Origin of the sequence: Bacillus sp. FDAARGOS_1420 (assembly GCF_019344915.1) — a bacterium.
GTDB lineage: Bacteria > Bacillota > Bacilli > Bacillales > Bacillaceae_G > Bacillus_A > Bacillus_A mycoides.
In genome coordinates, this window is sequence record NZ_JAHWJB010000005.1 from 219,141 (window position 1) to 245,598 (window position 26,458).

Annotated in this window: 22 protein-coding genes and 11 pseudogenes; 24 read left to right on the forward strand and 9 right to left on the reverse strand. The window is 34.1% G+C overall.

The window, feature by feature from the left end; all coding sequences use genetic code 11:
- The first annotated feature begins 11 nt into the window (after positions 1–11).
- From I6L50_RS33490 to I6L50_RS35430, 5 genes and pseudogenes are all read left to right on the forward strand, one after another.
- On the forward strand, positions 12–449 hold the full coding sequence (locus I6L50_RS33490; protein ID WP_219304289.1) for a DUF441 family protein: 438 nt from the start codon (positions 12–14) through the stop codon (positions 447–449).
- A 14-nt stretch (positions 450–463) separates the two neighbouring features.
- Positions 464–1,527 (forward strand): annotated as a pseudogene (locus tag I6L50_RS33495) (alpha/beta hydrolase).
- Positions 1,524–2,912, forward strand: a complete 1,389-nt coding sequence (locus I6L50_RS33500) for a homocitrate synthase/isopropylmalate synthase family protein (protein ID WP_219304291.1) — start codon at positions 1,524–1,526, stop codon at positions 2,910–2,912. The pseudogene I6L50_RS33495 and the gene I6L50_RS33500 overlap by 4 nt, the downstream one beginning before the upstream one ends.
- 462 nt (positions 2,913–3,374) lie before the next feature.
- A complete protein-coding gene (locus I6L50_RS33505; RefSeq protein ID WP_219304293.1) occupies positions 3,375–4,565 on the forward strand; it encodes a C1 family peptidase in 1,191 nt (396 codons plus the stop codon).
- Between the two features lie 813 nt (positions 4,566–5,378).
- A pseudogene (locus tag I6L50_RS35430) lies at positions 5,379–5,858 on the forward strand (N-acetylmuramoyl-L-alanine amidase); the annotation flags it as partial.
- Between the two features lie 220 nt (positions 5,859–6,078).
- Here the strand turns inward: I6L50_RS35430 and I6L50_RS33515 are convergent.
- The 3 genes and pseudogenes from I6L50_RS33515 to I6L50_RS35435 form a co-directional block, all read right to left on the reverse strand.
- Positions 6,079–6,238, reverse strand: a pseudogene (locus I6L50_RS33515) (IS4 family transposase); the annotation flags it as partial.
- 77 nt (positions 6,239–6,315) lie between these two features.
- The gene (locus I6L50_RS33520) at positions 6,316–6,687 is read right to left on the reverse strand and encodes a MerR family transcriptional regulator (RefSeq protein WP_219304283.1); all 372 of its coding nucleotides are present in this window, start codon (positions 6,685–6,687) and stop codon (positions 6,316–6,318) included.
- A gap of 600 nt (positions 6,688–7,287) precedes the next feature.
- Positions 7,288–7,603, reverse strand: a pseudogene (locus I6L50_RS35435) (DDE-type integrase/transposase/recombinase); the annotation flags it as partial.
- A gap of 192 nt (positions 7,604–7,795) precedes the next feature.
- On the opposite strand from I6L50_RS35435, the gene I6L50_RS33525 reads away from it, so the two are divergent.
- The gene (locus I6L50_RS33525; protein WP_219304295.1) at positions 7,796–8,200 is read left to right on the forward strand and encodes a YobA family protein; all 405 of its coding nucleotides are present in this window, start codon (positions 7,796–7,798) and stop codon (positions 8,198–8,200) included.
- Positions 8,201–8,620: 420 nt separating this feature from the next.
- Here I6L50_RS33525 and I6L50_RS33530 read toward each other — a convergent pair.
- Positions 8,621–8,872, reverse strand: a pseudogene (locus I6L50_RS33530) (zinc ribbon domain-containing protein); the annotation flags it as partial.
- A 220-nt stretch (positions 8,873–9,092) separates the two neighbouring features.
- Between I6L50_RS33530 and I6L50_RS33535 the strand changes: the two are divergent.
- The 7 genes and pseudogenes from I6L50_RS33535 (at position 9,093) to I6L50_RS35460 (ending at position 12,932) form a co-directional block, all read left to right on the forward strand.
- Positions 9,093–9,866, forward strand: a pseudogene (locus tag I6L50_RS33535) (HesA/MoeB/ThiF family protein).
- Positions 9,867–9,916: 50 nt separating this feature from the next.
- Positions 9,917–10,339 (forward strand): annotated as a pseudogene (locus I6L50_RS35440) (tyrosine-type recombinase/integrase).
- Positions 10,340–10,409: 70 nt separating this feature from the next.
- Positions 10,410–10,538: pseudogene (locus tag I6L50_RS35445) on the forward strand (N-acetylmuramoyl-L-alanine amidase); the annotation flags it as partial.
- A gap of 101 nt (positions 10,539–10,639) precedes the next feature.
- Positions 10,640–11,950 carry an NTTRR-F1 domain gene (locus I6L50_RS33550; RefSeq protein WP_219304299.1) on the forward strand — a complete coding sequence of 437 codons (1,311 nt, stop codon included), beginning with the start codon at positions 10,640–10,642 and terminating at the stop codon, positions 11,948–11,950.
- A 336-nt stretch (positions 11,951–12,286) separates the two neighbouring features.
- Positions 12,287–12,433 carry a hypothetical protein gene (locus tag I6L50_RS35450; protein ID WP_257475485.1) on the forward strand — a complete coding sequence of 49 codons (147 nt, stop codon included), beginning with the start codon at positions 12,287–12,289 and terminating at the stop codon, positions 12,431–12,433.
- 2 nt (positions 12,434–12,435) lie between these two features.
- Entirely contained in the window at positions 12,436–12,600 is a 165-nt protein-coding gene (locus I6L50_RS35455; RefSeq protein WP_257475531.1) for a hypothetical protein, read from the forward strand.
- Between the two features lie 176 nt (positions 12,601–12,776).
- Entirely contained in the window at positions 12,777–12,932 is a 156-nt protein-coding gene (locus I6L50_RS35460; RefSeq protein ID WP_257475486.1) for a hypothetical protein, read from the forward strand.
- 268 nt (positions 12,933–13,200) lie between these two features.
- Here the strand turns inward: I6L50_RS35460 and I6L50_RS35465 are convergent, their stop codons facing one another.
- Positions 13,201–13,329: a hypothetical protein gene (locus tag I6L50_RS35465; RefSeq protein ID WP_257475487.1), complete on the reverse strand. Its 129-nt coding sequence runs from the start codon at positions 13,327–13,329 to the stop codon at positions 13,201–13,203.
- A 143-nt stretch (positions 13,330–13,472) separates the two neighbouring features.
- Here I6L50_RS35465 and I6L50_RS33565 point away from each other — a divergent pair, with 143 nt between their 5' ends.
- Positions 13,473–14,084, forward strand: a complete 612-nt coding sequence (locus I6L50_RS33565; RefSeq protein WP_219304301.1) for an IS3 family transposase — start codon at positions 13,473–13,475, stop codon at positions 14,082–14,084.
- Between the two features lie 178 nt (positions 14,085–14,262).
- A complete protein-coding gene (locus I6L50_RS35470; protein ID WP_257475488.1) occupies positions 14,263–14,478 on the forward strand; it encodes an LbetaH domain-containing protein in 216 nt (71 codons plus the stop codon).
- Positions 14,479–15,251: 773 nt separating this feature from the next.
- On the opposite strand, the gene I6L50_RS33575 is transcribed toward I6L50_RS35470, so the two are convergent.
- Positions 15,252–16,136, reverse strand: a complete 885-nt coding sequence (locus tag I6L50_RS33575; RefSeq protein WP_219304303.1) for a hypothetical protein — start codon at positions 16,134–16,136, stop codon at positions 15,252–15,254.
- 40 nt (positions 16,137–16,176) lie between these two features.
- Positions 16,177–17,427, reverse strand: coding sequence for a glycosyltransferase family 4 protein (locus I6L50_RS33580; protein WP_219304305.1), 1,251 nt, complete (start codon positions 17,425–17,427; stop codon positions 16,177–16,179).
- A 1,361-nt stretch (positions 17,428–18,788) separates the two neighbouring features.
- Between I6L50_RS33580 and I6L50_RS33585 the strand changes: the two genes are divergently transcribed.
- The 7 genes and pseudogenes from I6L50_RS33585 to I6L50_RS33615 form a co-directional block, all read left to right on the forward strand.
- The gene (locus I6L50_RS33585; protein ID WP_219304307.1) at positions 18,789–19,622 is read left to right on the forward strand and encodes a dTDP-4-dehydrorhamnose reductase family protein; all 834 of its coding nucleotides are present in this window, start codon (positions 18,789–18,791) and stop codon (positions 19,620–19,622) included.
- Positions 19,623–19,728: 106 nt separating this feature from the next.
- Positions 19,729–20,646 carry an NAD-dependent epimerase/dehydratase family protein gene (locus I6L50_RS33590; protein ID WP_219304309.1) on the forward strand — a complete coding sequence of 306 codons (918 nt, stop codon included), beginning with the start codon at positions 19,729–19,731 and terminating at the stop codon, positions 20,644–20,646.
- A gap of 239 nt (positions 20,647–20,885) precedes the next feature.
- Entirely contained in the window at positions 20,886–22,007 is a 1,122-nt protein-coding gene (gene tnpB / locus I6L50_RS33595) for an IS200/IS605 family element RNA-guided endonuclease TnpB (RefSeq protein WP_219304311.1), read from the forward strand.
- Between the two features lie 70 nt (positions 22,008–22,077).
- Entirely contained in the window at positions 22,078–22,347 is a 270-nt protein-coding gene (locus tag I6L50_RS33600; protein WP_257475489.1) for a transposase, read from the forward strand.
- Positions 22,348–22,388: 41 nt separating this feature from the next.
- Complete coding sequence (locus I6L50_RS33605) at positions 22,389–22,985, forward strand: DDE-type integrase/transposase/recombinase (RefSeq protein WP_257475490.1); 597 nt, start codon at positions 22,389–22,391, stop codon at positions 22,983–22,985.
- A gap of 3 nt (positions 22,986–22,988) precedes the next feature.
- Positions 22,989–23,201: an integrase core domain-containing protein gene (locus tag I6L50_RS33610; protein WP_257475491.1), complete on the forward strand. Its 213-nt coding sequence runs from the start codon at positions 22,989–22,991 to the stop codon at positions 23,199–23,201.
- 39 nt (positions 23,202–23,240) lie between these two features.
- Positions 23,241–23,610 (forward strand): annotated as a pseudogene (locus I6L50_RS33615) (recombinase family protein); the annotation flags it as partial.
- Positions 23,611–23,698: 88 nt separating this feature from the next.
- Here the strand turns inward: I6L50_RS33615 and I6L50_RS33620 are convergent.
- Positions 23,699–23,867, reverse strand: a pseudogene (locus I6L50_RS33620) (helix-turn-helix domain-containing protein); the annotation flags it as partial.
- Positions 23,868–23,877: 10 nt separating this feature from the next.
- Positions 23,878–24,273: pseudogene (tnpA, locus tag I6L50_RS33625) on the reverse strand (IS200/IS605 family transposase).
- Positions 24,274–24,755: 482 nt separating this feature from the next.
- On the opposite strand from tnpA, the gene I6L50_RS33630 reads away from it, so the two are divergent.
- Entirely contained in the window at positions 24,756–25,403 is a 648-nt protein-coding gene (locus I6L50_RS33630) for a DUF1796 family putative cysteine peptidase (protein ID WP_219304315.1), read from the forward strand.
- A gap of 12 nt (positions 25,404–25,415) precedes the next feature.
- Positions 25,416–26,399, forward strand: coding sequence for a polysaccharide biosynthesis protein (locus tag I6L50_RS33635; RefSeq protein ID WP_219304317.1), 984 nt, complete (start codon positions 25,416–25,418; stop codon positions 26,397–26,399).
- Positions 26,400–26,458 lie beyond the last annotated feature (59 nt).

The window sequence follows — 26,458 nt, forward strand, 5'->3', positions numbered from 1 at the left end:
AGGTAAAATATATGATTTCTTTTATATTGTTAGGAATTATTTTTATACTTGCTTTGGTTGTTAAAGATTATGCACTAGCTGTTGCAGCGAGTTTATTAGGCGTGTTATTGGTTATGGGACAAAAAGCTATCTTGTATGCTATTCAGCAATATACTTTTCCAATTGGAATTTTCTTTTTCATGTTATTTCTTTTAGTTCCCATCACATCAGGGAAGATTTCAAGCGATAACATAATGAAGTTAATGACTTCTCCAATTGGATGGGGCTCGATTTCAGTGGGGTTTATCGTGTCGTTTATAGGAGGAAAAGGAGTAGGGGTACTACCTATGAACCCAACTATATTATTAGGTGTTTTAATAGGTACTCTGATGGCTGTATTGTTTACAAAGGGGTTACCGGCGGGAATAATTATTGCAGCTGGAATCATAGCCATCATCTTTATGAAATGAAAGGGATTTCAAAAATGAAAATAAGTTGGAAATCTATTAGTTTAATGGGTGTTTTTTTCATTATTTTACTGTCTAGCTGTTCAAATCATCCAGAAGTTCCAGAGGGGACAAAAACTTCTAAAATAATAAAAGAAGAATATAAAATCCCACAAGGAGACGAAACATTATTTACACTTCATAAAAGTGTAAATATAAAAAAGCAATATACATCAGATGAAATCATTTTGTTTTTAGAACCATTTAGTGTTCCTACTGCAGAAGCTTTTGATGTTTCAAAATATTCGTGGATGGATGAGTATGCAAAAAAAGGATATGATACGTGGGCAATGGATTTTAGAGGATTTGGACAATCTTCAAGACCAAAAGAAATGTCAGAAGCGCCTAACCTAAATAAACCAGTCGTTCATTTAAATAATGCAACAAAAGATTTAGAAACGGTTGTGGATTGGATTAAAAGTAAAAGGAATGTAAAAAAAATTCATCTTGTCGGCTGGTCATACGGGGGAGTGGTAGCTGGAAATTATACAATATCACATTCTAATGATGTTAATACACTTGTTTTATATGGATACATGCATGGATTTACGCTTCCAATGATGACAGAACCCTTTGACAATCCGTTACAGCAAGGGGAATTCAATCCTCATGCTCCCTCTTATCAAACTGTAGACTTTGATAAAGGGATGCATCACTGGCATATGATGATGGGCGAAAAAAAATTGTTACAAATGAATCTATGGATTCTGTAAAAGAAGTATTTCTTCACTCAGATCCAATTAGCGAGAAAAATAATGACATCATTCGTCGACCAATGGGGCCTCTTGAAGATTTATATTCTATTTGGAATAACCGTCCTTTATATGATGCTTCTCAAATTACTTCTCCTGTACTAGTTATTTATGGAGAAGATGATTTATTTGCCGATAGAGATATGCTATCAAAATTAACTGGGACCAAACACAAAAAGGAAGTTGTGATTCCTGATGCAACACACTGGGCAGTATATGAAAAAAATCATGATATTCTATTTAAAGAAGTATTGAATTTTATGGAAATGAAGGAAGGAAAACAAGGATGAACAGGGATATAACAATCTTAGATGCTACTTTACGAGAAGGGGAACAACAATGTGGTGTTCGTTTTTCAAAGAAAGATAAAATTACGCTGGTTCATATGCTTGAGGATTATGGCATTCGGTTAATTGAAGTTGGACATCCTGGAATTTCTCGTGAAGAAGAAGAGGTTTGCCGAGAAGTAGCGGCTGCTGCAAAACAAGCTGATATTTTAATGCATGCTCGAGCGAAAAAAGAAGAAGTTCATGCTGCATATCGAGCCGGAGCGGATTGGGTAGGGATTTGGGCATCTATTAATTCGATTTCTTTACAAACCAAGTATACAAATCGATCAAAAGATTATGTGATCAATCAAGTGCAACAAGCGATTGAAGAAGCTCGTTACTTAGGGATGAAAATCCGATTCACAATTGAAGATGCTTCCAGAACTACTTGGGAAGATATTTCTTACCTTGGAAAAATTGCATATCAAGCTGGAGCAAATCGAATTAGTTTAGCAGATACAGTGGGAATTTGGGAACCTAATAAGTGTGCAACAATAGTCAAACAAGCGGTTGAAACATTCACCTGTGAAATCGAAGTGCACCTACATAATGATTTAGGGTTAGCACTAGCGAATGCACTTGCGGCTATTGATGCTGGGGCATCTGTCATTGATGCAACTTTATGCGGGATAGGTGAACGGGCTGGGATTGTTGATGTACTAAATTTATCTGTTCTGTTATCACAAAAATATAATCAATACTTTCAATTAAAAATGATTCCAGAATTAACACAATCTCTTCAATTGGCTACAGGTTGTAAAGTCGATCATTGGAGACCTATCATCGGGAAAAATATTTTTACACATACTGCCCCTTATCACGTAAAAGCTGTGGATCATAATGTTTTAGCATATGAAGGAATTCAGCCTGAAATGATAGGAAGAGTGAGGAATATGCAACAAAAACAAGTAGAACGAAAAGGCCCTCGCCTTTCAAAGTATTTACGCGTTAGTAAACCATTTGCGAAAGGGGCATCTGAACTGTTGCATCATAGGGATGGTCCAGGAAAACGATGGGTACAAATGGATTATAGAACAGATGAGCGTGCTTCATTTTATGTAATACAACGTATATTTTTTAATCAACATATGGACGAAAATTTGGACGGTCATGTGGATTATCATGCACATCATTGTGATAGTGCTTTTGTGTTTTGGGGTAATAACACAGATGGAACAGGGCTTATATGTGAAGTGGAAATCGAAGGAGACGTACAAATCATTGAAAGTCCTGTATCTGTTTTTATTCCATCCGGTTTCAAACATAAATACAAGTATCTTTCAGGTGTAGGAACATACACAAACATTGTACTAGCCCCTAATTATAATTCAAGTTTGTTAAAATAAAATCATTCGAAATTATATATGTATTAACAAAGATTAAAAACAGCTAGGATTCAATTGATTCTTTGAATCTTAGTTGTTTTTTGAATGGTTCCAAAAAGAAGGAAGCGTTGCCGTGCTCAATGTCCATCAACTGAAGAGCAGAAATACAACGAACCCTCGTTCATATAAACTAAAAAACTCTTGAAACACTTTTCCTCCTACAAGGTAGGGATATTTAGGTATCGATAAAATCTACATAATACCTATTATGGATAACTGCGCAAACATAAAAATAGTCTAAAAGAATTCTTTATTAATTTGAAATTATATAATCGTTTAAAAAGATGTACCTTTACGAACAGGAACTTCAACAACATTTATCAACCTATATAATCTAGTCAATGTATATAATTTGGTATATGTTTAGTGTACAAACAAAGTTTCAATTTGTACAAATATAATAAAATTGGAAAGGAGAATACAATGAAGTATAATGCGTCTACCCTTTTTATGATTACCTTAGTGGGGATTATTGGATTTTTATTTGGCCCGACTGTAAATGCTGAAACTGAGAAACCATTTCAATCCAATGATTTTTCTACATATGGTCTTGGTTTAAAGGATAATAAAGTGAGTGAAAATATACCAGAATATACACCGTCTACTTCTTATCTTACAAAACAAGAAGCATCCAAACAAAAACAACAGGGAATTCCAAATCCAAACATTTTTCCGAGTCAAATTGATTTACGTGAATATTTTCCTGAGGTACGGAGTCAAGGGAAATTTGCGACTTGTGTCCCATTCGCTATAACAGCTTTAAGAGAATACTATATTGCGAAAGATACAGGCGCACGAGGATCAAACATTACATACCTATCTCCCTCTTATATTTATTATCCGAATGGACCTAAAGATGGTATGTATTTCAATTCCGCGTTTCAAATTTTAAAGCAAAAAGGCGTGCCACCTGAAACAGAACGTTTATATGATTTGAATCCAGAAAATACAAACCAGTTTAAAGAACCTCTTACCGCTGTACAACAAAAAAATGCAGTACCGTATAAAATTAGTTCCTATCAAGCTATACGTCAAGATAATTTGATTGCTGATATAAAACAGGCATTAGCTAATCAGGATCCTGTTTTAGTAGGGATAAATGTATATCCAAATTTTGATGCAACTCCTACCTCAGGAATTGTCCCACCTGTTACAGAAAAGAAATCAAGAGGGGGACATGCTCTTGTTGTTGTGGGGTATGATGAAACAAACAAATGGTTTATTGTAAGAAATAGCTGGGGTACAAAATTTGGAAAGCAAGGATATGCATATATGCATTATCAGACATTATTAGATATGTCAAATAGTGTTGCGTATGTGATTAAGCCCATTCAAAAACAATATCCGCCATTTGGTGTGCAAATGACAACTACGGATATAAGTTCTTTTGGAATTAAATTCAATATTTCAGCGAAAAATGCAACTGAATACGCTTTGTATAAAAATAATCAAAAAATCCAGACTTTCACGACAAATACCATTACAGATTTAAATATCATGCCAAAGCAATCTTATATGTATCATGTGGTAGCAAAAAATGCGATTGGGGAAACGCGTAGTTATTCTTTATCTATTCTGACTCCATCTTTCATACAAATAGGTAACGCCAGCTAGAATTATTCACATCGGCACCGTAAACACGCTTTGTGAACATTGGTGAAAAAAGCATAGATGTAAGAAGAAGGACCTGTATATATGTGCCAGATTGTTTATATCACGAAAAATGTAAGTAGGTACAAAGGTGTGCTTTTTACATAGAATTCTAAGCAGAACTCATATATACTAAATGAATGGAGAGTAAGATGTACTTGTTTTCAATTTAAGAAAAATCCATTGCCATTAATGGATTTTTTATTTTATCATACCTAAAAACACTGAAAATTCATTCTGTTATTCGTTGAGAAAGTATTCATCTTACAAAAGAAAGTTATGTTTATGATTGAACTACTCCCACTTTACATAAAGCGACTTTAATTACGGTTTAGGAAAATCTTCAAAAAGGGATTAAAAACTTTACATTATCCTATTACCATAGTGTTTCTTCGAAGAGAACTAGTAATAATTTAGTACTTATGTATGATTTTTGTTATATAAGAATACTGTCACAGGATATATGCAAAAATCAGCTTTTTATCGAAATGTAATTTTATTTTCAATACTGTTTTCTTATAAACCTCTAATATCCCTAAAAAAATTTCCTATTGGTAGGAAGAGAGGGGCAATCGTTACAAAAGAAAAGGTTGTTTAAAAAAAGAGGGAAATTCAAGATGAGGAAATTTTAAATATAAAACCTCGACATTTAGGTAAAGGGATTTTCATATTATTTCAAGACAAAAATTTTAGTTGTTTCAAAATTTAAAGTATATTAAAATTTTTCTTAAATACATTTTAAATATGTAATGTTCACTTCAAATTGCGTTCAATCATGATATCCGTAAAAATTCGGACGGTACAGACCATGGAGATCCGCTTCCTTATCTAAAAAGTTATGGTCAATTCCGAGCAGGGGGACAACGTGAGTATACTAATGTTTCTGTTACGAACAAGCCTTCCAAGTCTGGCGAATCGACTTCAAATGTTGAAGGAATTGCATATGTTTTAGGATACCATGTGAATCTCCGTAAAGGATCGGTTACCAATTATTCGGGTGTTCGTCAATTGAATAAAGCAGAAGCATATCAAGTGGGGGGAGAAAAAGACGTTTGGCTAAATCTTGGTGGAGACCAGTGGGTATATAATAACCCACCTTGACAAGTTAAAGATGTCGCTGGTACCTTAAACGCAGGTGAAGGGTTTATAATTGATGCGAAGGTAAGTGTAAATGGTTCGATACAATATAAAGTATACAATAGTAAGGGCGAAACATTCTATATTACAGCTAGTGAGTTTTATGTAGGGGTGAGGTAAAGTTGAGTCTTCGTTACAAAAGGCGAGATTTATGAACTGTATCTAAGTTGAAATTATAAAAAGGTTCACGGATATATGGTGAAGGGGGAATATTATTTAGTACGTATTTTTTGTATAAAAGTATTGAAATAATACAGACTATATATAGACAACAGAGAAACCAATTAAGACTTCTCTGTTGTCTATATATTTTTAATATCATTTTAACGTGTATATGTTATAGATCTTTCAAATGAAAATAACCTAAGTCTCGAATACATAAATTATCCGCTGTTACTGTCGGAACACACAAAAAAACAGTAAGTTCCATTATGCTGTTTATCAAGACCTATATGAATATGTAGGAACTTTCCACTTAATACATCATACTCAAGTTGAATCTAAAATAGTGTGTCTATAATGAAAATAAAAATTCCAGAAATAGAGATGAGCGATTTCTGGAATTTTTATTGTTCATCTATTGTTTTTGTACTAGCGTTTCCAATACATCATATAGAATTAATTGATAATTAATCTTTTGAAAATAGCTGTATCTTTCCATTATTTCATCTTCTACATGCTTTTTATGACTTAATATGAGTTGTTTGCGTTCATGAATTGTATGATTTCCTTGCTGATATAATTCTACATATTTCTTAATTTGGATAATTGACATACCTATTGAACGTAATACTAAGATATACTTTATCCATTCCACATTTTCATCATTATAGAGGCGACTTCCATGACAATCGCGCTTCACGAAAGGGAGTAGCCCTTCTTTTTCATAATAACGTAAGGTCGCTTTAGAAAGACCTGTTTTCACACTTATATCTCTAATTGTATACATTATGTTGACGCTCCTATCTCAACATCTTTTTTATAGAATAAAACGAATGCGTCCCTATGTTGCTATTCGATAAGATAATTCAGACATTTAAAAGTACACCGTATGGTTGTCTTTATTCTATAATTTTTCGCATGTATCAAGAGAGTACAAGCGTTATCAATTATCGCCTCTTCAACGTGTTTTTCTCATCATTGTATGAATACGTATACTATTCCATGGTGATATATTCCTCAAAGTAACACGTATTAGGTATCATTCTGCATATGGTTATCATATTTTGAACGTTTTTTAAGAATTAACCTAATCCTACCTTTGCTCAATTAGGACCAACACGGAATGTAACTCATACATGTTAAAATAGCACTATTCTATATTTGAAATTCTTTATGTGAGATTATACCATTCTAAAACCAGACCGCTATAATAAACGAAATATTCTGCTTTCCCTCCTTTATGAAAACGATGAAATAAAAATCAATAAAATATTTTTCTCACTATTCAAATAACTTTTTCTCAAATTTATTATAACTAATCATGTTTATTTCATCAAAGAATACGATTTGTCGTGTTACTACATTGTGAATGTTTTTCAAATTTGATGGTATTTTTGAGAAAACCGTATTCTTTTAATTTGTTAAATGCGCAAAGTAACGCTGGAACTTTGTCTGTTGTGAGAACCATTGGTTCTCCAAACGTTTTACAAGTCTTTTCATAAAATCACAAGCATCCTGATGATTTCGCCTTTTTCGAAGTTGGATATCCAAAGTGCGCTCTACAGGTAACACCAATCTCTCTTAACGTTGATATCCGTTTCATCTAATTTCCAAGATATATGTACATGCTTATTTTCCCTCTTTCAAATTTGATAAATCAAATTGTAATATTCATGAACCTACCGCATGATGGTTGTAGGATATTTCCTGCTTTTATCTATCTTGATTTTTCATTATCTTACTCGTTGTACAGTTCAAATTATTATTTATATACATTAGATTTAAAGGAATTTTCCGGAAAGTATTTATCAATCTACAACATGTAGACACTAAAGGTTTTATTCCCTAGAATATGTTATGTACAGAATAAATAAATTACAAAGGGGATATTTATTATGTTTACAACAAAACAAAAACTAATTACTGTGGCAACTGCTCTAACATTAGGATGCGGATTTACTTTTAGTTCCGCACCTGCTTTTGCAGATTTAAACGACAATTCTACGAAAACTACTTCCGTTAAGAAAGAACAAGTGCGAGTACAAGTTCCTTTCACCGGATACGTGATTGCGACAGACGATAATTATTTAATTATTGCTAATACTGCTACAAAGAAAGAAGCTCTTTCTTATCAAAATGATTGGTGGGAATTAGTTACTCAAAATAAAATTTTAAGAGTTCCTACCTCTAATAGTGATAATTATTTAGTGGGCGATAAATTAAATGTATTTTCAGCGGGATGGACATTCTCGATTCCACCAATCGCTATTATGCCTACTATTGAAAAAATCGATGTATAATATATTAGTCTGTTAATTAATAAAAGGCTTAGCTCTCCTAATAGAAGCTAAGCCTTTTTTATGTTATATCCGCCTTTAACTATATTATATGCTACTTTAAATTATGAGCACGCTTCTACCACTGAACATATCCCAAGTATCTGCAATTGGGATAGTTTTATCCCAATCGACCGCTAAATGTTAATAGTGCTCGGGATTTTTAAATGGATTTTGGGAGTAGTTAGAAAACTATCCTGTCTGTAAAAACTCTCGTAGAAAGAGAGAATAAGGGAAATAACATAACGAAGTGACTCAAATAGACAGAAAATTATTTTAATTTATCCTGAAACATATCTCACTCCTATGTTGAACTACCCCCACTTTCCCTTCGTTTAGAAGAGGGGGATTCCTAAGTAAAGAGTTCTAACGAACTCTAATTGATTAGGCTATCTCCGCAGTCCTTGCGGTTAGAAGCTTTATCGCTTCATTTTTTAGATTGATACTTGCGTTACTATCCCTATCATGGTGTGTACGACAAGAAGGGCAGTCCCATTTACGTAGGTTGAGATTTTTAACGTCTTTGTTTTGATATCCACAACAAGAACATAATTGGCTGGAAGCAAATGTTTTCGATACTTGCAAATCCTCTATACCGATAACATCGTGGTTTTTGATGGAATCATGGCATATCTCTTTTTCGTTTCCCTTCATTTTTTAAACATGTTCCGTAAACAATATCTACTATATTAGGTTTAAGAAAACTTCTGTTAACAAAAGATAAATAACTTGAAAATTTTAATTATTTTTACAAAAAAACTCGCAAAATTAACATATTTTGAATTTATTGTTATATGTGTTGATGATTTTATATGAACAGTTTTTTTATATTTATTACATCACTGGAGGTTTTTCAATGGATATGGATACTTATTATTGGAAAATGGTAAACAAGAACATGGGTGTCTATTCAAAAGCAGAACAAGAATGTCTTAAGAATAAAAGAGTAATTATCTTTGGCCTAGGGGGGGGCGTAGGAGGGTATGAAGACATCCTTTTTTCTAGAATGGGGATTGGAAATATTACAGGCGTCGATCCAGATGAATTTGAAATATCAAATATAAACAGACAAATGTTAGCGCTTTCTATTGTGATAGGAAAACCAAAAGCAAAAGTTGCTGAACAAGTTGTAAAAGATATTTATCCTTATATCTCAACAAACTTTATACAAACAAAAGTAGATGAAGACAACGTAGTGGAATTAATGAAGGGGCATGATATTGTAGTAGAAGCTGTGGATGATATGCCCTCTAGGTTCATTATACATAGAACAGCTAGAGAATTAGGGATACCATATGAAGAGGCCTTGAATATTTCTGTTGTAGGATCTATATTAACAGATTCAAAGTTAAGGCAGCAAATTACTGATATTAAGAAAAAAAGAGCATGGTATTCGGTTGATAAGGGAGCGCCTGAAGAGTGGGCAAAAGATTTTCGTGAGGGAAAAGTAGGTTGAATAATTACGCCTATGCGAGCACATCTTTTATCATTATTTAGCTTTCATGAAGCGATACAAGTGTTAACTGGTCGTGAACCTTTGGCTAGAGCACCAAAGGGCATTGTTATAGATGTAGATAGTCTCCAGATAAAATATGTACCGGAAAACGGTTGGGATTACGCAACATTATAGGGTGGGGAAAGCAAAATTGGTTACTGAAAATTTAAATACACAAAATATATATGGAGAAAGCTTTACACATTGATTTACAGCAAGACCTGCGTCTCTCTTCATCAGAATTAGTTATTCGTTCGGGGAAAGGCGATAAACAACGAACTGTTTTATTAAATCAAAAAGTAATACAAGCATTAAAAAACTATTTAGTAGAACGAAACTTACACAAATATAAAAAGAGCCCTTATTTGTTTGTATCAAATAAAGGACCAAAATTAAGCCGGATGACTGTAAACCACATGTTTAAAAAATATAGTAAATTAGCTGGATGAGCGATAGACTTAAAGCCACATGATCTAAGACGTTATTTTTGTTCACACGCACTAGAAAATGGTCTTGATGTACATGAAGTGGCACATATAGCTGGGCATTCTAATATACATACTACATTACTGTATACAAACCCATCTAGAACAAAAAATGTTAGATAAATTATCTGATGGACTAGAGCACGAACCGTCTCACTAAGAGGTCATGGCAGGTTAGCGCTGTAGCGGGGACATTGGATTTATAATCGATGGGAAGGTAATTGTGGATGGCTCTCCACAATTTAAGGTGCACAATAGCAAAGGACGCACATATTATATTACTGTTGGCAATTATTATATTTATGTACAGTGTGCCAGTTAATTCTAATTTAGGGAGGTTAGATATATCGTATAAACGCAACGATTATTTATAAATATATATTAATACTAACATAATTACAATTTGAAAGGATGAAATAATGCATGCCTAATCCTAATTTAATTCAAAATAGTTCGTTTGAAACAGGAACATTACCTCCATGGGTTGGTAGTAATGCAGAGATAACGAACTCGTGTTCACATACAGGCTCTTTTTCTGCCAAATTAACAGGCGGAAATGTAACTTCTTATATCGCTCAATTTGTACCTGTTACAGTAGGATCTACCTTTCAATTTTTTGTTTCACTAGCTAAAGTAGAAGCAGGAATCGCAGCTCCCGTTCAATTGCAAGTCATTTATTTAGACAGTTCGTTTAACTCACTTGGAAATGGTCTATTCATTAATATACTCGTAGATGGACTTCCGACCTGCGATGTTCATACATGGTTAACCGTGTATGAAGCGGTCACTGCTGCCCCTGCAGGAACCACACAAGCCTTTGTCCTCATTAATAGTTTACCGCAAGTAGGAACGGTAGACCTATTAGTGGATGATGTAGAATTTGTTACTATTCCAACAGGAAGTACAGGCGCTACAGGGCCGACAGGAGACACTGGGCCGACGGGAGCTACAGGGCCGACAGGAGACACTGGGCCGACAGGAGACACTGGGCCGACGGGAGCTACAGGGCCGACGGGAGCTACAGGGCCGACAGGAGACACTGGGCCGACAGGAGACACTGGGCCGACGGGAGCTACAGGGCCGACAGGAGACACTGGGCCGACAGGAGACACTGGGCCGACAGGAGACACTGGGCCGACAGGAGACACTGGGCCGACGGGAGCTACAGGGCCGACAGGAGACACTGGGCCGACAGGAGACACTGGGCCGACGGGAGACACTGGGCCGACAGGAGACACTGGGCCGACGGGAGCTACAGGGCCGACAGGAGACACTGGGCCGACAGGAGACACTGGGCCGACGGGAGCTACAGGGCCGACGGGAGCTACAGGCGCATTTCCTGCTGGATATGTTTATCAATTAGCTACTCTTGCGGATACTACAGTTGTAGGGGGTGCGGATATACCATTTAGCAACAGTGGGCCGCTGAATGGTATATCTCATACAGCAGGCACAACTACAGTTATTGTTCCTGCCACGGGTGTTTACGAAATTGAGTTTATTGTCAATATTACAGCTGGGATAGAAAGCCAAATTGGAATTGCTGTAAATGGCACCGTAGATGCTTCTACAGTCTATCCAGCATTAGTGGCTACGGGAGGAATCAGTGGTCAAGCACAATTGTCGTTGAGTGCTGGAGACGTTCTTACCCTGAGAAATAATAGCATAGTACCTTTTACTATGAGTCTCGCTCCTACAATTGGAGCTTCTATGATTGTAAATCAAGTAGTTTGATGTGATGTATAAATATCTTTAATTGATTATATTGTATATGTGGAGTGGGCCAGGGGAAAAACCAAAGAAGAAGAACATTCCTAGTTGATGGAAGGAACGTTCTTCTTTTGACAAAGTGACATTGATAATTTTTTATACAAATTAAATATATACAGGTTACCGCTTGAATATGCAGAAAAAAGAAACATATACAAAAAGCGTTCCTGGTTGAGGAGGATCGCTCTTTTTGACATTAAGTAGTATCGGTACTGTTATATAAACCAAGTTTGATGTCGTAAAAATCTTTAAAATTGTCGATACTGCTACCCTACGAATAGGTAAAGGAGCGGATAGACAATGGCAAAGTTACGTGTGACTACGAAATACGGCATTACTGTTCATGATTTATTACAAGAAGAACGTAAAGCGAAAAATTCATTTTTTAAACAACGTCTTATGTCCATACGCCTGGTCACTCTGCTACATCTGCAGCCCGAATTATAGGTATTTGTCGTCAGTCTGTTTCTACTTACATACAAATGTTCAATTCCAATGGAATTGAGAACCTATTAGAACGTCGTTATCCACCCGGACGCACTCCTTATTTATCATCCTATGAAATATGCAAGATCTTAAACGTTCATTTTAATCGCCATCCACTCTATATGTAATAAAAAGAAGGTGATAGAAATCGATTGATTCCATTGTAACTGTTTCTAAAAGCCAATTAGCCTCCATTTCCGAAAAATTATCATCATCTTCTTGATACATTTGATGAAGTAAGATTAGATGTTAGCATTCCCTTTTGAAATGAATGGACAAACGAAATGTTGAAGGAGTGATAGTGTTGAATAAAGAACAAGCTTATACATTTCTAAACCAAGTGTATCAAGATGTTATCTTAGATTTGAAGTTAGATAAAAGATCAGATTATTTTAGTGACCAATATATGCAAGTTACGGATGGTACAGAGGTGAATATACAAGGGTTTAATAATCAATGATTTTTTATTTGATGAAGAGAAGCAGACAGCATCCTTAAAGTATGAAATTCATGTAAAGAAGAAAAATGAAATAGTGGTGTCATAGAAATTATAGCTATTTTTGAATTAAAAGATCGAAAAATTATACGTTGTAATGAGCTAACCCGTTCCTTACAACATGATTATGAATTTAATACTATCGGAAAAATTAATACGAACACTGGCATGAATCTCAATAAACACTGTCAGATTAGCAAAGATACCGCATACTAACATTGGAACCGTATTCTCACATAATTGAATTGATCCCATTTACAATTTTCGATGCAATGTTGATAGAGCCGAATAGATATTCACATCCACGGCAATGCTGTTCTTGTATATTTATAATTTGAATTCTCATTTCTTTTGCATTCATCTTCCATTCTCCCCTATTTTTCTTTTTCCTTATGGTAACAAAAGAAACATTATTTGTTTATGAAATTTATTTCGGCATTAAAAATAGCTTGTTTTACAATTTTTGATATAAATAACACATAGGGCATCTTATTTTTTTGAATCATGAAAGGACAAGGCTTACAATTAAAAACTGTAAAAACATATAAAGCTACTACAAATTCCAAACATTCTTATCCAATACAGGACAATATGTTAAATCGTCAATCCAAGGTAGAAAAGCCAAATCAAGTTTGGGTAGCCGATATTACCTATGTATCGACGAAAGAAGGATGGTTGTATGTAGCAAGTCTGATGGACTTGTATTCTAGAAAAATTGTGGGCTGGCATACTGAACATACAATGACAAAAGAATTAGTATTAAAGGCTTTACAACAAGATTATTTCCGTCAAAAACCGGAAGGTTCAGTCTTGCATCATTCTGATCGAGGAAGTAGATATGCTTCCCATGATTATCAAAAACAATTACAACAGTATGGAATGCAATGTAGTATGAGTAGAAAAGGGAACTGTTATGATAATGCTTGTATCGAATCATTCCATGGTATCTTGAAAAAAGAACTTATTTATCAGCAACAATACACACCACGTGCGCAAGCACAGCAAGATATTTGGGAATACATTGAAATTTTCTATAATCATAAAAGAATTCATTCAGCGAATGGCTATTTATCTCCGACAGGAAAAGAACATATGTACGAATTGGAGACTGCATAATTAAATTTATCTGTGTCTACTTTATTGACTTAATATCTTAATTGTTACGGTTATGTCATCAGTGCTGTTAATACCTCGATATACTTTAATTGGAGCTGCGTTAGTTGTATGTATTTGAACCTTAAATACTCTTAATAAAATTGTCAGTAAAAAAATAAAAAAGGTATCGAAGGATGCGTTGGAAGGTTTTTTTTGGTTATTCACAAGAAGCTTTATAAAAGTATTAAATGTACTAAATACAACTAGATGGATAATTATAGGGATTAAATTAGGTAAAGATTCAACTATACAGGTGGGTACGAAAATTGAAAATCCTAAACAAATAATAATAGGTGATAACTGCTTAATTGCAAGTGGTACTGTAACCGATAGTGAAAAAAATGACGGAAAGTAAATTTTGAAAAATAATGTTCAGATTAACAAGGGATTGAGATTAGATCACACTGGAAATCTCGTAATATATGATAACATTCTAGTCTCAGAGTATTCAACTGTATACACTCATAGTCACGGACACAACCCTCGATTTAATCCAGTTCCTCAAAATCTAAATATTAGAGAAAGAACTTGGATTGGCTCACATTCTATTATCCTATCAAGAATTAATGAGATAGGAAATAACTCTATAGTAGCCTCAGGATCGATAAAGACAGTCTTTGATATTTTAAGTGTGGCATATATGAGTATACCACTGCTACTCATCAGGTAGCATAGTAAAAAAATTGAAGCCCGTCAAAGTTTATTTGATATACCAACCTTTATAAAACCCATAAAAGATAATAAAAAACTATATGGAAATAACGCATTTTGTATAAAAATATACCCTAAGTTGATGGATGAGGGGTAGAATCACATGTAGATTACTCGACTTAGATTAACAATTATACGCGAAGAACTGCCAATTCTATCGCTCCAAACAATAAGCTTACTCTCTATACAGTTACGTTAAGTTCCTGTGGGGCGGGATCCCTATAAGCTTAATCGGTATGAAGCGATACCCATATAAAAAGAAACCGGAGTCTTGGCTTAGACTTCGATTTTTTAACGTACAACTATTACTAGTGGTTACATAAATATTTATTCATATATTCTTACTTATGGTTATCTATTGAGAAACTTTGCAACAATCCCCTTTGTTTCTATTTATTAATGCTACTTGAGATTAATTTACAGGTGATTTTTTATATACTCTTTAAAAAACTTTCTACTTGTTATTTCCATAATTAATGGGTTTGGAAGCCGATAGTCATCTGAAATTGAATCATTTATTTGCTGAATGATCTGAGGATCAACCATAATTTCTGAATTTTTCATTTGTAACCAGAATAAGGAATTATAATTATCAGCTTTCATAGGCTCCATGATTTTCATGTTGATTAGATTTGGTACCTTATAGTCTTTTGGTAAGTTTTCTTTAAGCATTTCCCAGATTTTATGATCTACAAATACATGAGGAGATTCTATCTTTCTAGAAAACAACAAATTATACCGTTCACTTTTCATAGGTGTAAACATCATTTCTGTCAAGGAGTTTGGAAGTAAATAATTTTTAGGAACAGAATTTTTAATAGGTTCCCAAATTACAGAGTCTACATATAGTTTAGGTGATTTCTTACACTTGAGAAAAATGGATAAGTAATGGTCATCTTCCATTATTTCAAAAGTGTTCTCCAAAGAAGGATTTGGCAGTATATAGTCTTTGGGAATTGTATCGCTAACCGATTCCCAAATTTGTGGATCTACAAAAGTGTTCGGAGTTGATACCATTCTGTGAAAAAAAGAGTTAAAATGGTCTCCTCTCATGGTATCAAAAGCTTGAAATGATTCGGGATTTGGTAAAATAAATTGGTGAGGAACCGAATTCCTTATTATTTCCCATTCCGTGCCGGAAACAAAAACATCCTGAGAAGAACGAGAATTAGCAAACAAAGAATTATACTCATCCGAATTAATTAAGAAAACATTAAAAGATTGATCAGGAAGATTAGTGAATATCTCTGTTTTTGAAGTTCTTGACCAAACTATCAAGAGCCTTGACCAAATTTTTTTCATCCAAACTTTACAATGAGCGAACAAAACGAGTATATATCGTTTAATTATTATTAGAAAGAACATTACCCTCGACCTTCCCATGTTTGGAAATAGCGCTATGATAAACGTTTATTAATTTTTTTACATTATCATCAATAGACCAATAAGTCATACCCCATTTTTTAGCATTGCCTCCCAACTTTTGTCGGTATATCCCATCTTTTAGTAATAAATTTAATTTTTTGCAAAGGGCTTTACTATCTCCTGTAGGAATAATCAACCCTGTTACACCATCCTCAACCATTTCAGGTAATCCCCCAGCATCAGTAACAATAATGGCTTTACCCAAAATTTGTGCTTCAATCACAGAAAGAGACTGATTTTCTAAAAGACTAGGAAGGACAAAAATATCCGAATTTGCTAGCAGATATGGAATATCATCCCTTTTTCCAAAAAATAAAATATCCTTATCCAAACCGTTAACTTTACTTTGTGTTTTTAATTCTGCTTGATGATCCCCATTTCCAACTATCCAGCATACCCAATCTCCACGAATTTTTTTTAGTTCACCTAAAGCCGATATTAAGTGCTGTACGCCTTTTAATTCTACCAATCTTCCAGAATAAATAATCACCTTTTTATCCTTCGGGCGTACAATAGCTGAATTTATCTTAGATTGTTTAATAAAATCCTCTGAATCAAATCCATAATGTAGGACTTGAATTTTTTCATTTGGAACCTGAAATTCATTCATTAAGATTTCTCTAAGCCATTTATTTGCGACAATTGTTACGTCTGCAGATGTAGCCCCAAGCCTCTCCAACTCATCAAAATAAACTCTTGCCATAAAGGAAGTGTTCGATTTATGAGTAGTGGTTAATTGATGTCTCACCTCTTGCGCAACAGAGCCATGAAGAGAAGCAACTAATGGGATATTTTTCGGTTTGACCCTATTAATGGATGTTGTAGAGATAACATCTTGGGTATGGATGACGTCATATTTATCCAAGCCTAAATATGCAGCGCTTAGTTCGTAAACGTAACGTTGAAATTCGGTAAATTTCACCAATTCATTGGCATGAAGGGCAGGGTAAGTTTGCGCGTCCAGTTTAGCATTTAATAATGGAAGAAGCTTATCACTGTCAATTTTACGATTTTCATTTAAAATGTAAACAGATTTATTTTCCTCATCATAACCAAGAATATCAACCTCATGGCCCAGTGCTTCAAGCCTTTTCCTTAATTGAACTATATAATTCCATACCCCACCAACATGTGGTATAGCCCAATAGGTTGCAAGCAAAATTTTCATCAATCTCTCCCCTTTATTAATTGGTATATCCATAACAATATGGGAAGATAACTAATATGGTATAGGCATTTATTAGTTTTTTATTAATTATTTTATTTTTAATGATAATAGTAACTTAAAAGTAAGCCACTATTATCATTAAAAAACCAGCTAATTTATAATAAACGGTTCTGTTGCAAAGTTTTTTAAGAGATAACCATAATTCTGCGTCTAGATCAAAAATAAAAGAAATGCATAATAATGTATAAAAGAAATTTATTTTTCCTTGGATAAAGTGATATTGTGATTGATAAACACATATTAAAAGCTCTATTGCAACTTATATAGTATGTAGGGGGGATTATGAAAATCATGACCATTTTAGGAACAGGTTTGGAAATTATATACTTCGGTCTCATCATAAAAAAAGGTTATATATTGAAAAGCATATTTTAGTACACACAGATCAAAATTATACATCTGCATTAAGTCTGGTGTTCTTTCAACAATTAGGGATTAGTATATTTTGTCCGAAGAACAGAGGTTACTTGGGCAGCAACTAGCAACCATGTATAAAAATCTAGAAATTATTTTCCTAAAAGAGAGGCTATAATAAAATATTATTGTTAGATGTTACAAACAGTGGGATAAACACTATCTTGGCTGAAAGGATGGGAACCTCTGTTTTTATATGGAAGTCTGGAGGTACCGAAAGAAAAAACGTCGTATCATAGAAGTTTCTGCAAAATAAAATATTCAAATGAAGGTTATAGGGATTTGACCAGACGAAAAAATCTATGAACAGCTATTTTCAGAGTATGAAAGAAAAACCACGTTCAATTTATAAAGTAGAGTATCCTAGCCATATTGAGGGGCTAAAAGGGCCTTCTGCCGGCTATAAACCTGGAAATTTAGAGAATTTTGAACTACTCACCACTTAACGTCCTTACGGACTTTTTGAAGTGGGAGATTCCTGCTAAGATAACCGATGTATCCACCGGTTATCTTAGCAGGCTCTATCCGTAGTCCCTACGGTGAGAACATAAGTATCTTGTACGTTGACGCACCACACTCCCTACTTTAGCTTGGTTTTCGCAACTTCGGCAAGCATGGGGCGATAGAACGTTGAAAATTTTACGGTTGCAACGTTTTTCTGCAACCAACCTCATATCTTCAGTTTTCGAAGAGCAATCTGTACAAGTAAATGATAGCAAACATGTTGGCTTATGCCAACCGACATTCATCTCCCACCTAAAATTGGTGTTTCACACCTTCACATTTTTGAGGAAAGAATCTTCTGTCGGAAAACGATAAATCTGGCATAACATTATTAAAAAAAAAATGAAATCACAGAACTATTAGTGAAGGGAGAGGCTATTTAAATGAAGATACTAATCCTTGGTGGACAAGGGATGGCAGGACATATGCTGACCGGGTATTTTTTGAATAAAAAGCAATATGAGGTACACTATACTACAAGAGATCCGCATGACAGTAAAAGTATTTATTTGGATGTTATTGATTGTCAAAAACTCGAAAAAATTATTGAAAAGTTAAGACCTAATATTGTCATTAACTGTGTTGAAATTTTAAATGAATATGCCGAAAATAACACTCTATTAGCTTTACAAGTAAATAGCTTGCTTCCACATCAATTAGTAAAATTAATTGAACGCCACCATGGAAAATTAATTCAAATTAGCACGGACTGTGTGTTCTCAGGGAAAAAAGGAGGCTATATAGAGACTGATATCCCAGATGGAACTTTAGTTTATTCTAAATCTAAACAACTAGGTGAGATTATCAATGATAAACACCTGACAATTCGTACTTCAATAATTGGACCAGAGTTGAAAGAGGATGGAACTGGATTGTTTTTGTGGTTTATGAAACAAATTGGAAAAGTTAAAGGTTATAAAAACGTTTTGTGGAATGGAGTAACAACTCTTGAACTGGCTAGGGCAATAGAAGAAATGATTAAGCAGCAAATTACAGGTTTATATCATTTGGGCTCAAAACAAAAGATTTCAAATTATTCATTACTTAGATTGGTTCAAGAAGTGTTTGACAAAAATGATGTTGAAATTATCTGTGATCCTGCAATTACGCTTGATCGTACCATTAGAAGCACTCGAGCCGATTTTCAATACGATATTCCAGATTATAAACAGATGTTAATCACATTAAAAAAATGGATAGAAAACCAAAATAAATGATTTACGTCAACAATAAAAAAGTTTAGCACAGAACCACCCGAACGATTAGGAATTTTTTTTATAAACAGTAAAGACATTAAAAAATAATTTGAAAGAAGGAAAAATAATGAAGGTAATAGTGACTGGAGGTTCTGGTTTTATTGGTTCGAATTTGGTGGATAGGTTAATCGAAGAAAGTTTTGACACCTCTGTTATTGATAATTTATCGACTGGAAAGCGACAGTTTCTTAATCCAAAAGCTAGGTTTTACGAAGCCGATATTTTAGATATACAGAAAATGAAATTAATTTTTGAAGAAGTGAAACCAGAAGCTGTGTTTCATCTTGCAGCTCAAATAGACGTTCAAACATCTATAAAAAACCCCATTATTGATGCACAAATCAACATTTTGGGGACTATTAACATAATTGAATTATGCAAAATTTATAATAGTAAACTTATTTATTCATCTTCGGCAGCTGTTTATGGTCCACCATTATATTTGCCGGTTAGTGAACTCCATCCAATTAATCCAATATCTAATTACGGAATATCCAAGTACACTCCCGAACTTTTTATTCGAAGTTATGCACAACTTTATGATGTAAAATCTACGATTTTAAGGTATTCAAATGTGTATGGACCTCGTCAAATGCCAAAGGGCGAAGGTGGTGTAATTTCCATTTTTATTAGTAAAATGTTGAATAATGAAATCCCTACTATTTATGGTGATGGCAAACAGACTAGAGATTTTATCTATGTAGAGGATGTTGTTTCAGCCAATCTTTTTGCACTAAAAGTAGGGAAAAATGGAACTTATAACATTAGTACAAACAAACGTCTTTCCATCAATGAAGTACATGAATTAATTAACGGTATTTTAAATAAAAATATTCCCCCTGAATATAAACCAGTACGAATAGGAGATATCACTCACAGCTGTCTTGATAATCAGCAGGCTAAAATCAATCTGAACTGGGAGCCAAGATATTCAATTACCGAAGGATTAACAAAAACATGCCAATGTGAACTACCCGCTACTTAACCTCCTTTCGGACTGTTTGAAGTGGGGGCTTCTTGGGAAGTAGATACTTTTTATCATTTTAGCCAAGAAGACTCCTTCCTCAAGGAACGCTAAGTGAGTAGGTGGGAGGTGAATTGGCTTCGGACAAGGGATGGCAGGGAGCCATCTTAATTGTTCGACATACATAAATTGTTACTTCACTACCTATCGAATGTACGTCCATTATACAATAGATACATATCGAAATGGAGGTGAAATGAATGATGATCAATAAAGCATATAAATTTCGTATCTATCCAAATAAAGCACAAGCGACTCTAATCAATAAAACGATTGGCTGTTCTCGTTTTGTATTCAATCATTTCCTATCTCTATGGAATAATGCATACAAAGAAACAGGAAAAGGTTTGACATATGGTACATGCTCTGCCAAACTTCCTGCCATGAAGAAAGAGCTTGTTTGGCTTAAAGAGGTGGATAGTATTGCGATCCAATCGTCTGTTCGCAACCTTGCGGATGCGTATACACGCTTTTTTAAGAAACAAAACAGTGCCCCACGTTTCAAATTTAAAAAGAATCCTGTGCAATCTTACACCACAAAACAAACGAATGAAAACATTGCTGTTGTAGGAAACAAAATAAAATTGCCAAAACTAGGTCTTGTTCGATTTGCCAAAAGTCGTGAAGTAAAGGGACGTATTTTAAATGCTACGGTTAGATGGAACCCTTCTGGTAGATACTTTGTTTCCTTGTTAGTTGAAACAGAAGTCCAAGAACTTCCGAAAACAAATTCTTACATTGGAATAGATGTAGGACTAAAAGATTTCGCCATTTTGTCAGATGGAACAACCTATAAAAATCCGAAGTTTTTTCGATTGTTAGAAGAGAAGTTAGTAAAAGCACAGCGTGTTCTTTCTAGAAGAATGAAAGGATCTTCTCGCTGGAATAAGCAACGAATAAAGGTAGCTAGAATTCATGAATACATGGCAAATGCTAGAAAAGATTACTTGGACAAAATCTCAACTGAAATCATCAAAAACCACGATGTTATCGGTATAGAAGATTTGCAAGTATCTAATATGTTAAAGAATCATAAGTTAGCAAAAGCGATTAGTGAGGTATCATGGTCACAGTTTCGAACTATGTTGGAATATAAGGCAAAATGGTACGGTAAACAAGTCATTGTCGTATCGAAAACATTTGCTTCAAGCCAATTATGTTCTTGTTGTGGATATCAAAACAAAGACGTTAAAAATCTGAACCTACGTAAATGGGATTGCCCTTCTTGCCATACACACCATGATAGGGATATTAACGCAAGTATCAATCTAAAGAACGAAGCTATAAGGCTTCTAACCGCAAGGACTGCGGGGTTAGCCTAATAAATGAGGTGGTACAGTAAAACTGGAACACAGTATAGAGATAAATTATTCTATATAAGAGGTGTTTCAGATGAAAAAACAGTATGATGAAACGTTTAAAAAACAATGTGTTGAATTGGTAATCAAAAAAGGGCGTACAATCTCCAGTATTCAAAGAGAATTTGATCTAGGACATGGGACTCTTAATTCATGGATAAAAAAATATTCTTCTCCACTTTTAGATAGTAAGGGAACTGATATGGCAGAACTACGTTCTTTACGAAGAGAAATCCAGGCGTTAAAAAAGGAAAATGAATTTTTAAAAAAGGCGGCAACCTTCTTTGCCAAAAACCAAAACTAACACGTTTTCAGTTTATCAAACAATGTCACCACATATTTGGAGTGCGCTGGCTTTGCTATCGATTACAAGTATCTGTGAGTGGTTTTTACGACTACTTTCATCGTAAAGCCACTGAAGGTCAGAAAAAACGTAAAACGACAGCAGCGTATATTGTCATGCAATTTAAACGTTTAAAAGCTAGAATGGGATATCGAAAACTATACCGTTATCTGCTCAATAGAGATGTTATGGTGAGCTTATCTCAAGTAAGACAAGCTTTATGTCGAGCTGGATTAAAGTCAAAAGTTGTTACGTATTATAAAAAAAGAAAGCAAAACCATTATACATTCCCAAATGTACTAGAGCGCTCCTTTCAACCTGGTAAGAAAGACGTTCCAACAGTTGTATGTGCTATTACAGAATTTCGTTTAGTAAATGGATTGAAAGTGTATTTTTGTGCGGCATTAGACATTAGCACCCGGCGGGTGCTTGGTTACTCTTTGGATACTCACCAAGATGCGCAATTAGTAAAGGATACAATTCAGCAAGTTAAAAACGTGTATGGCAATCATAAAAAAATTTTATTTCATAGTGATCAAGGATCCCTGTTTACCAGTTATACAGTTACTGATTTTTGTAAGCAACAAAAGATTCAATAAAGTATGTCCCGCAAGGGGAACTGTTGGGATAACGCTGTGATCGAATCATTTTTTAGCATCTTTAAACGTGAATGTTTACATGGAGAAAAACGGATTTCTCTCGCTCAAGTAACACAGTTAGTAGCGGAATTTATTTATATGTATTATCATTCCATTCGTCCGCACTCATCATTAAATGGAATGACTCCGTATCAGTATTCAAAATCAATTGCATAATCTATTTCATGTTCCAGTTTTTCTTGACCAGATCATTCAGGAGATACAGTGGTTATAGAAAGTATTTCTCGTTTAGGAAGAAAGACCTTAGATATTTTAACCATTATTCAACAACTGGAAGAAAAAGATATCCAGTTTGTATCATTGAAGGAACAAATGAATACAAGCACTTCTACTGGTAAAGTGATGTTTCAGATGATGTGTGTCATTGCTGAGTTAGAACGGAATCTAATTGCAGAACGCGTAAAAGAAGGATTAGAAGCAAGTAAAAAACGAGGACAAAAATTGACAGAGATAAAATATCGTTAGCCCTTCTTATGTATGATAGTAACAAATTATAGAGGGAACTGGTATTTCACAGGGTTCTTTATATCGAGCTATTCAAAAACGAACTTTAGAAAAAACATAGGAGCATATGATGTTCGTCTAGTCTCCTATAATAATTCTTTAAGATTTTGCTACTTTGCGGTCTACAACAAAAAACCTGTGATTAAGCCTTTTAGAAACTGAAATTTAGTTTTATACTGTGCAGGAGAATATATGATACGATTTGATTCTAACGGCAAGCATCTTGTTGTATACAAACCGAACACACCCGAAAGTTTTTGCGAAAAACATTCGCTGTTCTTTCATTGAATAAATACGATATTTGTATGTTTTCAACATTTCATACACCTCACTTTTCTTGATTTTCAATATATTTCTTTACTACGTCTATTGTTGCCCCACCTGTAGCAAGCAAACAAAAACTTCTTGTCCAAAACATTTCGTTCAAAAGTTTCTTTTTCACTTGTGGAAATTATTTCTTTATTAATCGAGAAATTGTACTTTTATAAGCATTAATAAACTTTATTATTTCTGCATTCAGATGTACCTTGAACAAGATATGTACGTGGTCAACATCATGTTTCCACTCGACTAACGTTATATTGTAATTCTCAGAAGGTCTTGCAAACATGTCTCTTGCATAGTCAGACATATCATCATCGAATACATTTCTCCTTTATTTCACAACTAATACAAGATAGTAATACAATAAAAATACTAAATGATTATTACTATCTAATTTCACCGTTATACCAACCTCTATGCTTTATAAGACTGATTAAATCAGATATGAAAGGATCAGCAAAGTCAAATGCTTTTTGGCTAAGATAAACTGAAATTAATCTCCCATCTACCGTTGAATTATTACCCTGCACACGCTTGAGGAAGATTAATTCGTTAAATTATAATATTGCATTACGCTTCTGTCTTTCTTTGAACATCTTTCCTGTTTTCTAAAATTAGGAATAGTATATTTATCAAAAGATTAAACGGAACTTATAAAAAAGTTGTTAGGAATCTATTATTCTTTTTCATTTATTGTTTTTTTGCAGTAGAACTCAAAAAGCTTTAGAAATTACTGATACATTTTAGTAAAAAGTACATTTTCTTGAATATAGATTATCGCCCTTTCATTTATTTTATTTTTACATTTAATAATGTAAGGGGATGGAAATGATTCCTTTTTATAAAGGGCCTTAAATTTATAAAAGGAGATGATTATATTTAATGAGATTAGAAGATATAAAAGGAAATTATGATGCTATATATAGTTTGGGAGATTTATGTCTCACAGCTCTTCAACTAAGAAAAAACAAATTAAGACCCACGGCAGGACCCTTGGACTGGATGTCTTCTCCTTCGTTATCCAATGTAAGCCGACTATTGAAAAATCGATTTATGGGTTATATGGAATTGCAAAATTTAGTACCTTCTGGCTATTCAACTGGAGTAGACAGCAAAGAACCGCATCTTTGTGTAACGGATATTGCCTATCAAATTATATCAAGTCATGATTTTAAGGCAGACAAAAATTCATTTACAAATTTGGCCACTTATTCTGAAGTGAAAGCTAAATTTGATAGAAGAGTCCAAAGATTTCTGGATATGATTTCTAACGGGAAGCGTATTATGTTTATCAGAACAGAAGGAGAATTTGAAGAAGTCCTTGAGCTTGATTCCGTATTAACACAATTAGTAATAAATGATTTTACACTTCTTCTTGTAAACCATACTAATACGCCTGATCTGGTTGAGAATGATTGGCCATTAGAGAAAGTGTGTGCAATTGAACTTCCTAATGTGGAAAAATGGAACGGAAATAATGATTATTGGTCGACTATTTTTAAGGGTATTAAAATTAATGAAAAAGAATAGGGGGATGAAAAGATGTTTAAAGATTCAGTTGTTTTGATAACAGGCGGGACAGGTTCATGGGGGAAAGAACTTATTCTTCAATTATTAACCCATGATCCAAAGAAAATAATCATTTTTTCCCGTAATGAAGATAGGCAAGTTCAGATGCGGAGAGAAATTGAAAACCGATGTTTAAGCTTTCGAATAGGAGATATACGGGACAGGGAAGCTTTATTTCAGGCTTTAAATGGTGTTGACTATGTTTTCCACCTTGCTGCTTTAAAACATGTGCCAGTGTGTGAAGAACATCCTATAGAAGCAATAAAAACAAACATTACCGGTACTAAAAACGTGATTGATGCAGCAATATTCAATAGGGTTAAAAAAATTATTAATGTTTCGACAGATAAAGCGGCAGATCCCGCAAACTTCTATGGATTTACAAAAGCTATTGGAGAAAAATTAATTATACATGCAAACCAATTCAACATAAACACAAAGTTTGTTTGTGTAAGAGGTGGAAATGTTCTCGGAACAAACGGAAGCGTTCTCGATTTATTTATTGATCAAATAAATAATAAAAAAGAAGTTACAATTACAGATAAACGAATGACGCGATTTTTTTTAAACATGGAAGAAGCAATAAAACTTCTGTTAAAGGCTGCTACTGATGGCGTGGGCGGGGAAATTTTTGTCATAAATATGCCTGCATGCAGAATAGTTGATCTAGCTGAAGTTTTAATAAAGCATTTAAAAAAAGAAGTTATTATTACTGAATCTGGTGCAAGACCAGGTGAGAAATTGCATGAGGTTCTTTTATCAGATAATGAAATAGAGAATACTGTTGTGTATAATCAGGATTATTTTGTGGTCCTTCCTGAGATAAAAAATGAGGGGTTAAAAGAATTATACTCGGGTTGTAAAGCAATAAGAAGATTTTCTTACAGTTCACGTGATGACTTAATGAGCCACGAGGAAATCAAAAACTTGTTAGTTAGGTCGAAGCTTATCCAGTAAGTATTAATTGGGATTTTTAGTGAAAATAAAAATTAATTTATTAATAGTTAATGATTATT

Bases quoted from the DNA above. Each gene is read 5' to 3' on its own strand.
- I6L50_RS33490 (WP_219304289.1), top strand. From the start codon at position 12: ATGATTTCTTTTATATTGTTAGGAATTATTTTTATACTTGCTTTGGTT.
- I6L50_RS33500 (WP_219304291.1), top strand. From the start codon at position 1,524: ATGAACAGGGATATAACAATCTTAGATGCTACTTTACGAGAAGGGGAA.
- I6L50_RS33505 (WP_219304293.1), top strand. From the start codon at position 3,375: ATGAAGTATAATGCGTCTACCCTTTTTATGATTACCTTAGTGGGGATT.
- I6L50_RS33520 (WP_219304283.1), bottom strand. From the start codon at position 6,687: ATGTATACAATTAGAGATATAAGTGTGAAAACAGGTCTTTCTAAAGCG.
- I6L50_RS33525 (WP_219304295.1), top strand. From the start codon at position 7,796: ATGTTTACAACAAAACAAAAACTAATTACTGTGGCAACTGCTCTAACA.
- I6L50_RS33550 (WP_219304299.1), top strand. From the start codon at position 10,640: ATGCCTAATCCTAATTTAATTCAAAATAGTTCGTTTGAAACAGGAACA.
- I6L50_RS35450 (WP_257475485.1), top strand. From the start codon at position 12,287: ATGGCAAAGTTACGTGTGACTACGAAATACGGCATTACTGTTCATGAT.
- I6L50_RS35465 (WP_257475487.1), bottom strand. From the start codon at position 13,329: ATGAATGCAAAAGAAATGAGAATTCAAATTATAAATATACAAGAACAG.
- I6L50_RS33565 (WP_219304301.1), top strand. From the start codon at position 13,473: ATGAAAGGACAAGGCTTACAATTAAAAACTGTAAAAACATATAAAGCT.
- I6L50_RS33575 (WP_219304303.1), bottom strand. From the start codon at position 16,136: ATGAAAAAAATTTGGTCAAGGCTCTTGATAGTTTGGTCAAGAACTTCA.
- I6L50_RS33580 (WP_219304305.1), bottom strand. From the start codon at position 17,427: ATGAAAATTTTGCTTGCAACCTATTGGGCTATACCACATGTTGGTGGG.
- I6L50_RS33585 (WP_219304307.1), top strand. From the start codon at position 18,789: ATGAAGATACTAATCCTTGGTGGACAAGGGATGGCAGGACATATGCTG.
- I6L50_RS33590 (WP_219304309.1), top strand. From the start codon at position 19,729: ATGAAGGTAATAGTGACTGGAGGTTCTGGTTTTATTGGTTCGAATTTG.
- tnpB (WP_219304311.1), top strand. From the start codon at position 20,886: ATGATGATCAATAAAGCATATAAATTTCGTATCTATCCAAATAAAGCA.
- I6L50_RS33600 (WP_257475489.1), top strand. From the start codon at position 22,078: ATGAAAAAACAGTATGATGAAACGTTTAAAAAACAATGTGTTGAATTG.
- I6L50_RS33610 (WP_257475491.1), top strand. From the start codon at position 22,989: ATGTCCCGCAAGGGGAACTGTTGGGATAACGCTGTGATCGAATCATTT.
- I6L50_RS33630 (WP_219304315.1), top strand. From the start codon at position 24,756: ATGAGATTAGAAGATATAAAAGGAAATTATGATGCTATATATAGTTTG.
- I6L50_RS33635 (WP_219304317.1), top strand. From the start codon at position 25,416: ATGTTTAAAGATTCAGTTGTTTTGATAACAGGCGGGACAGGTTCATGG.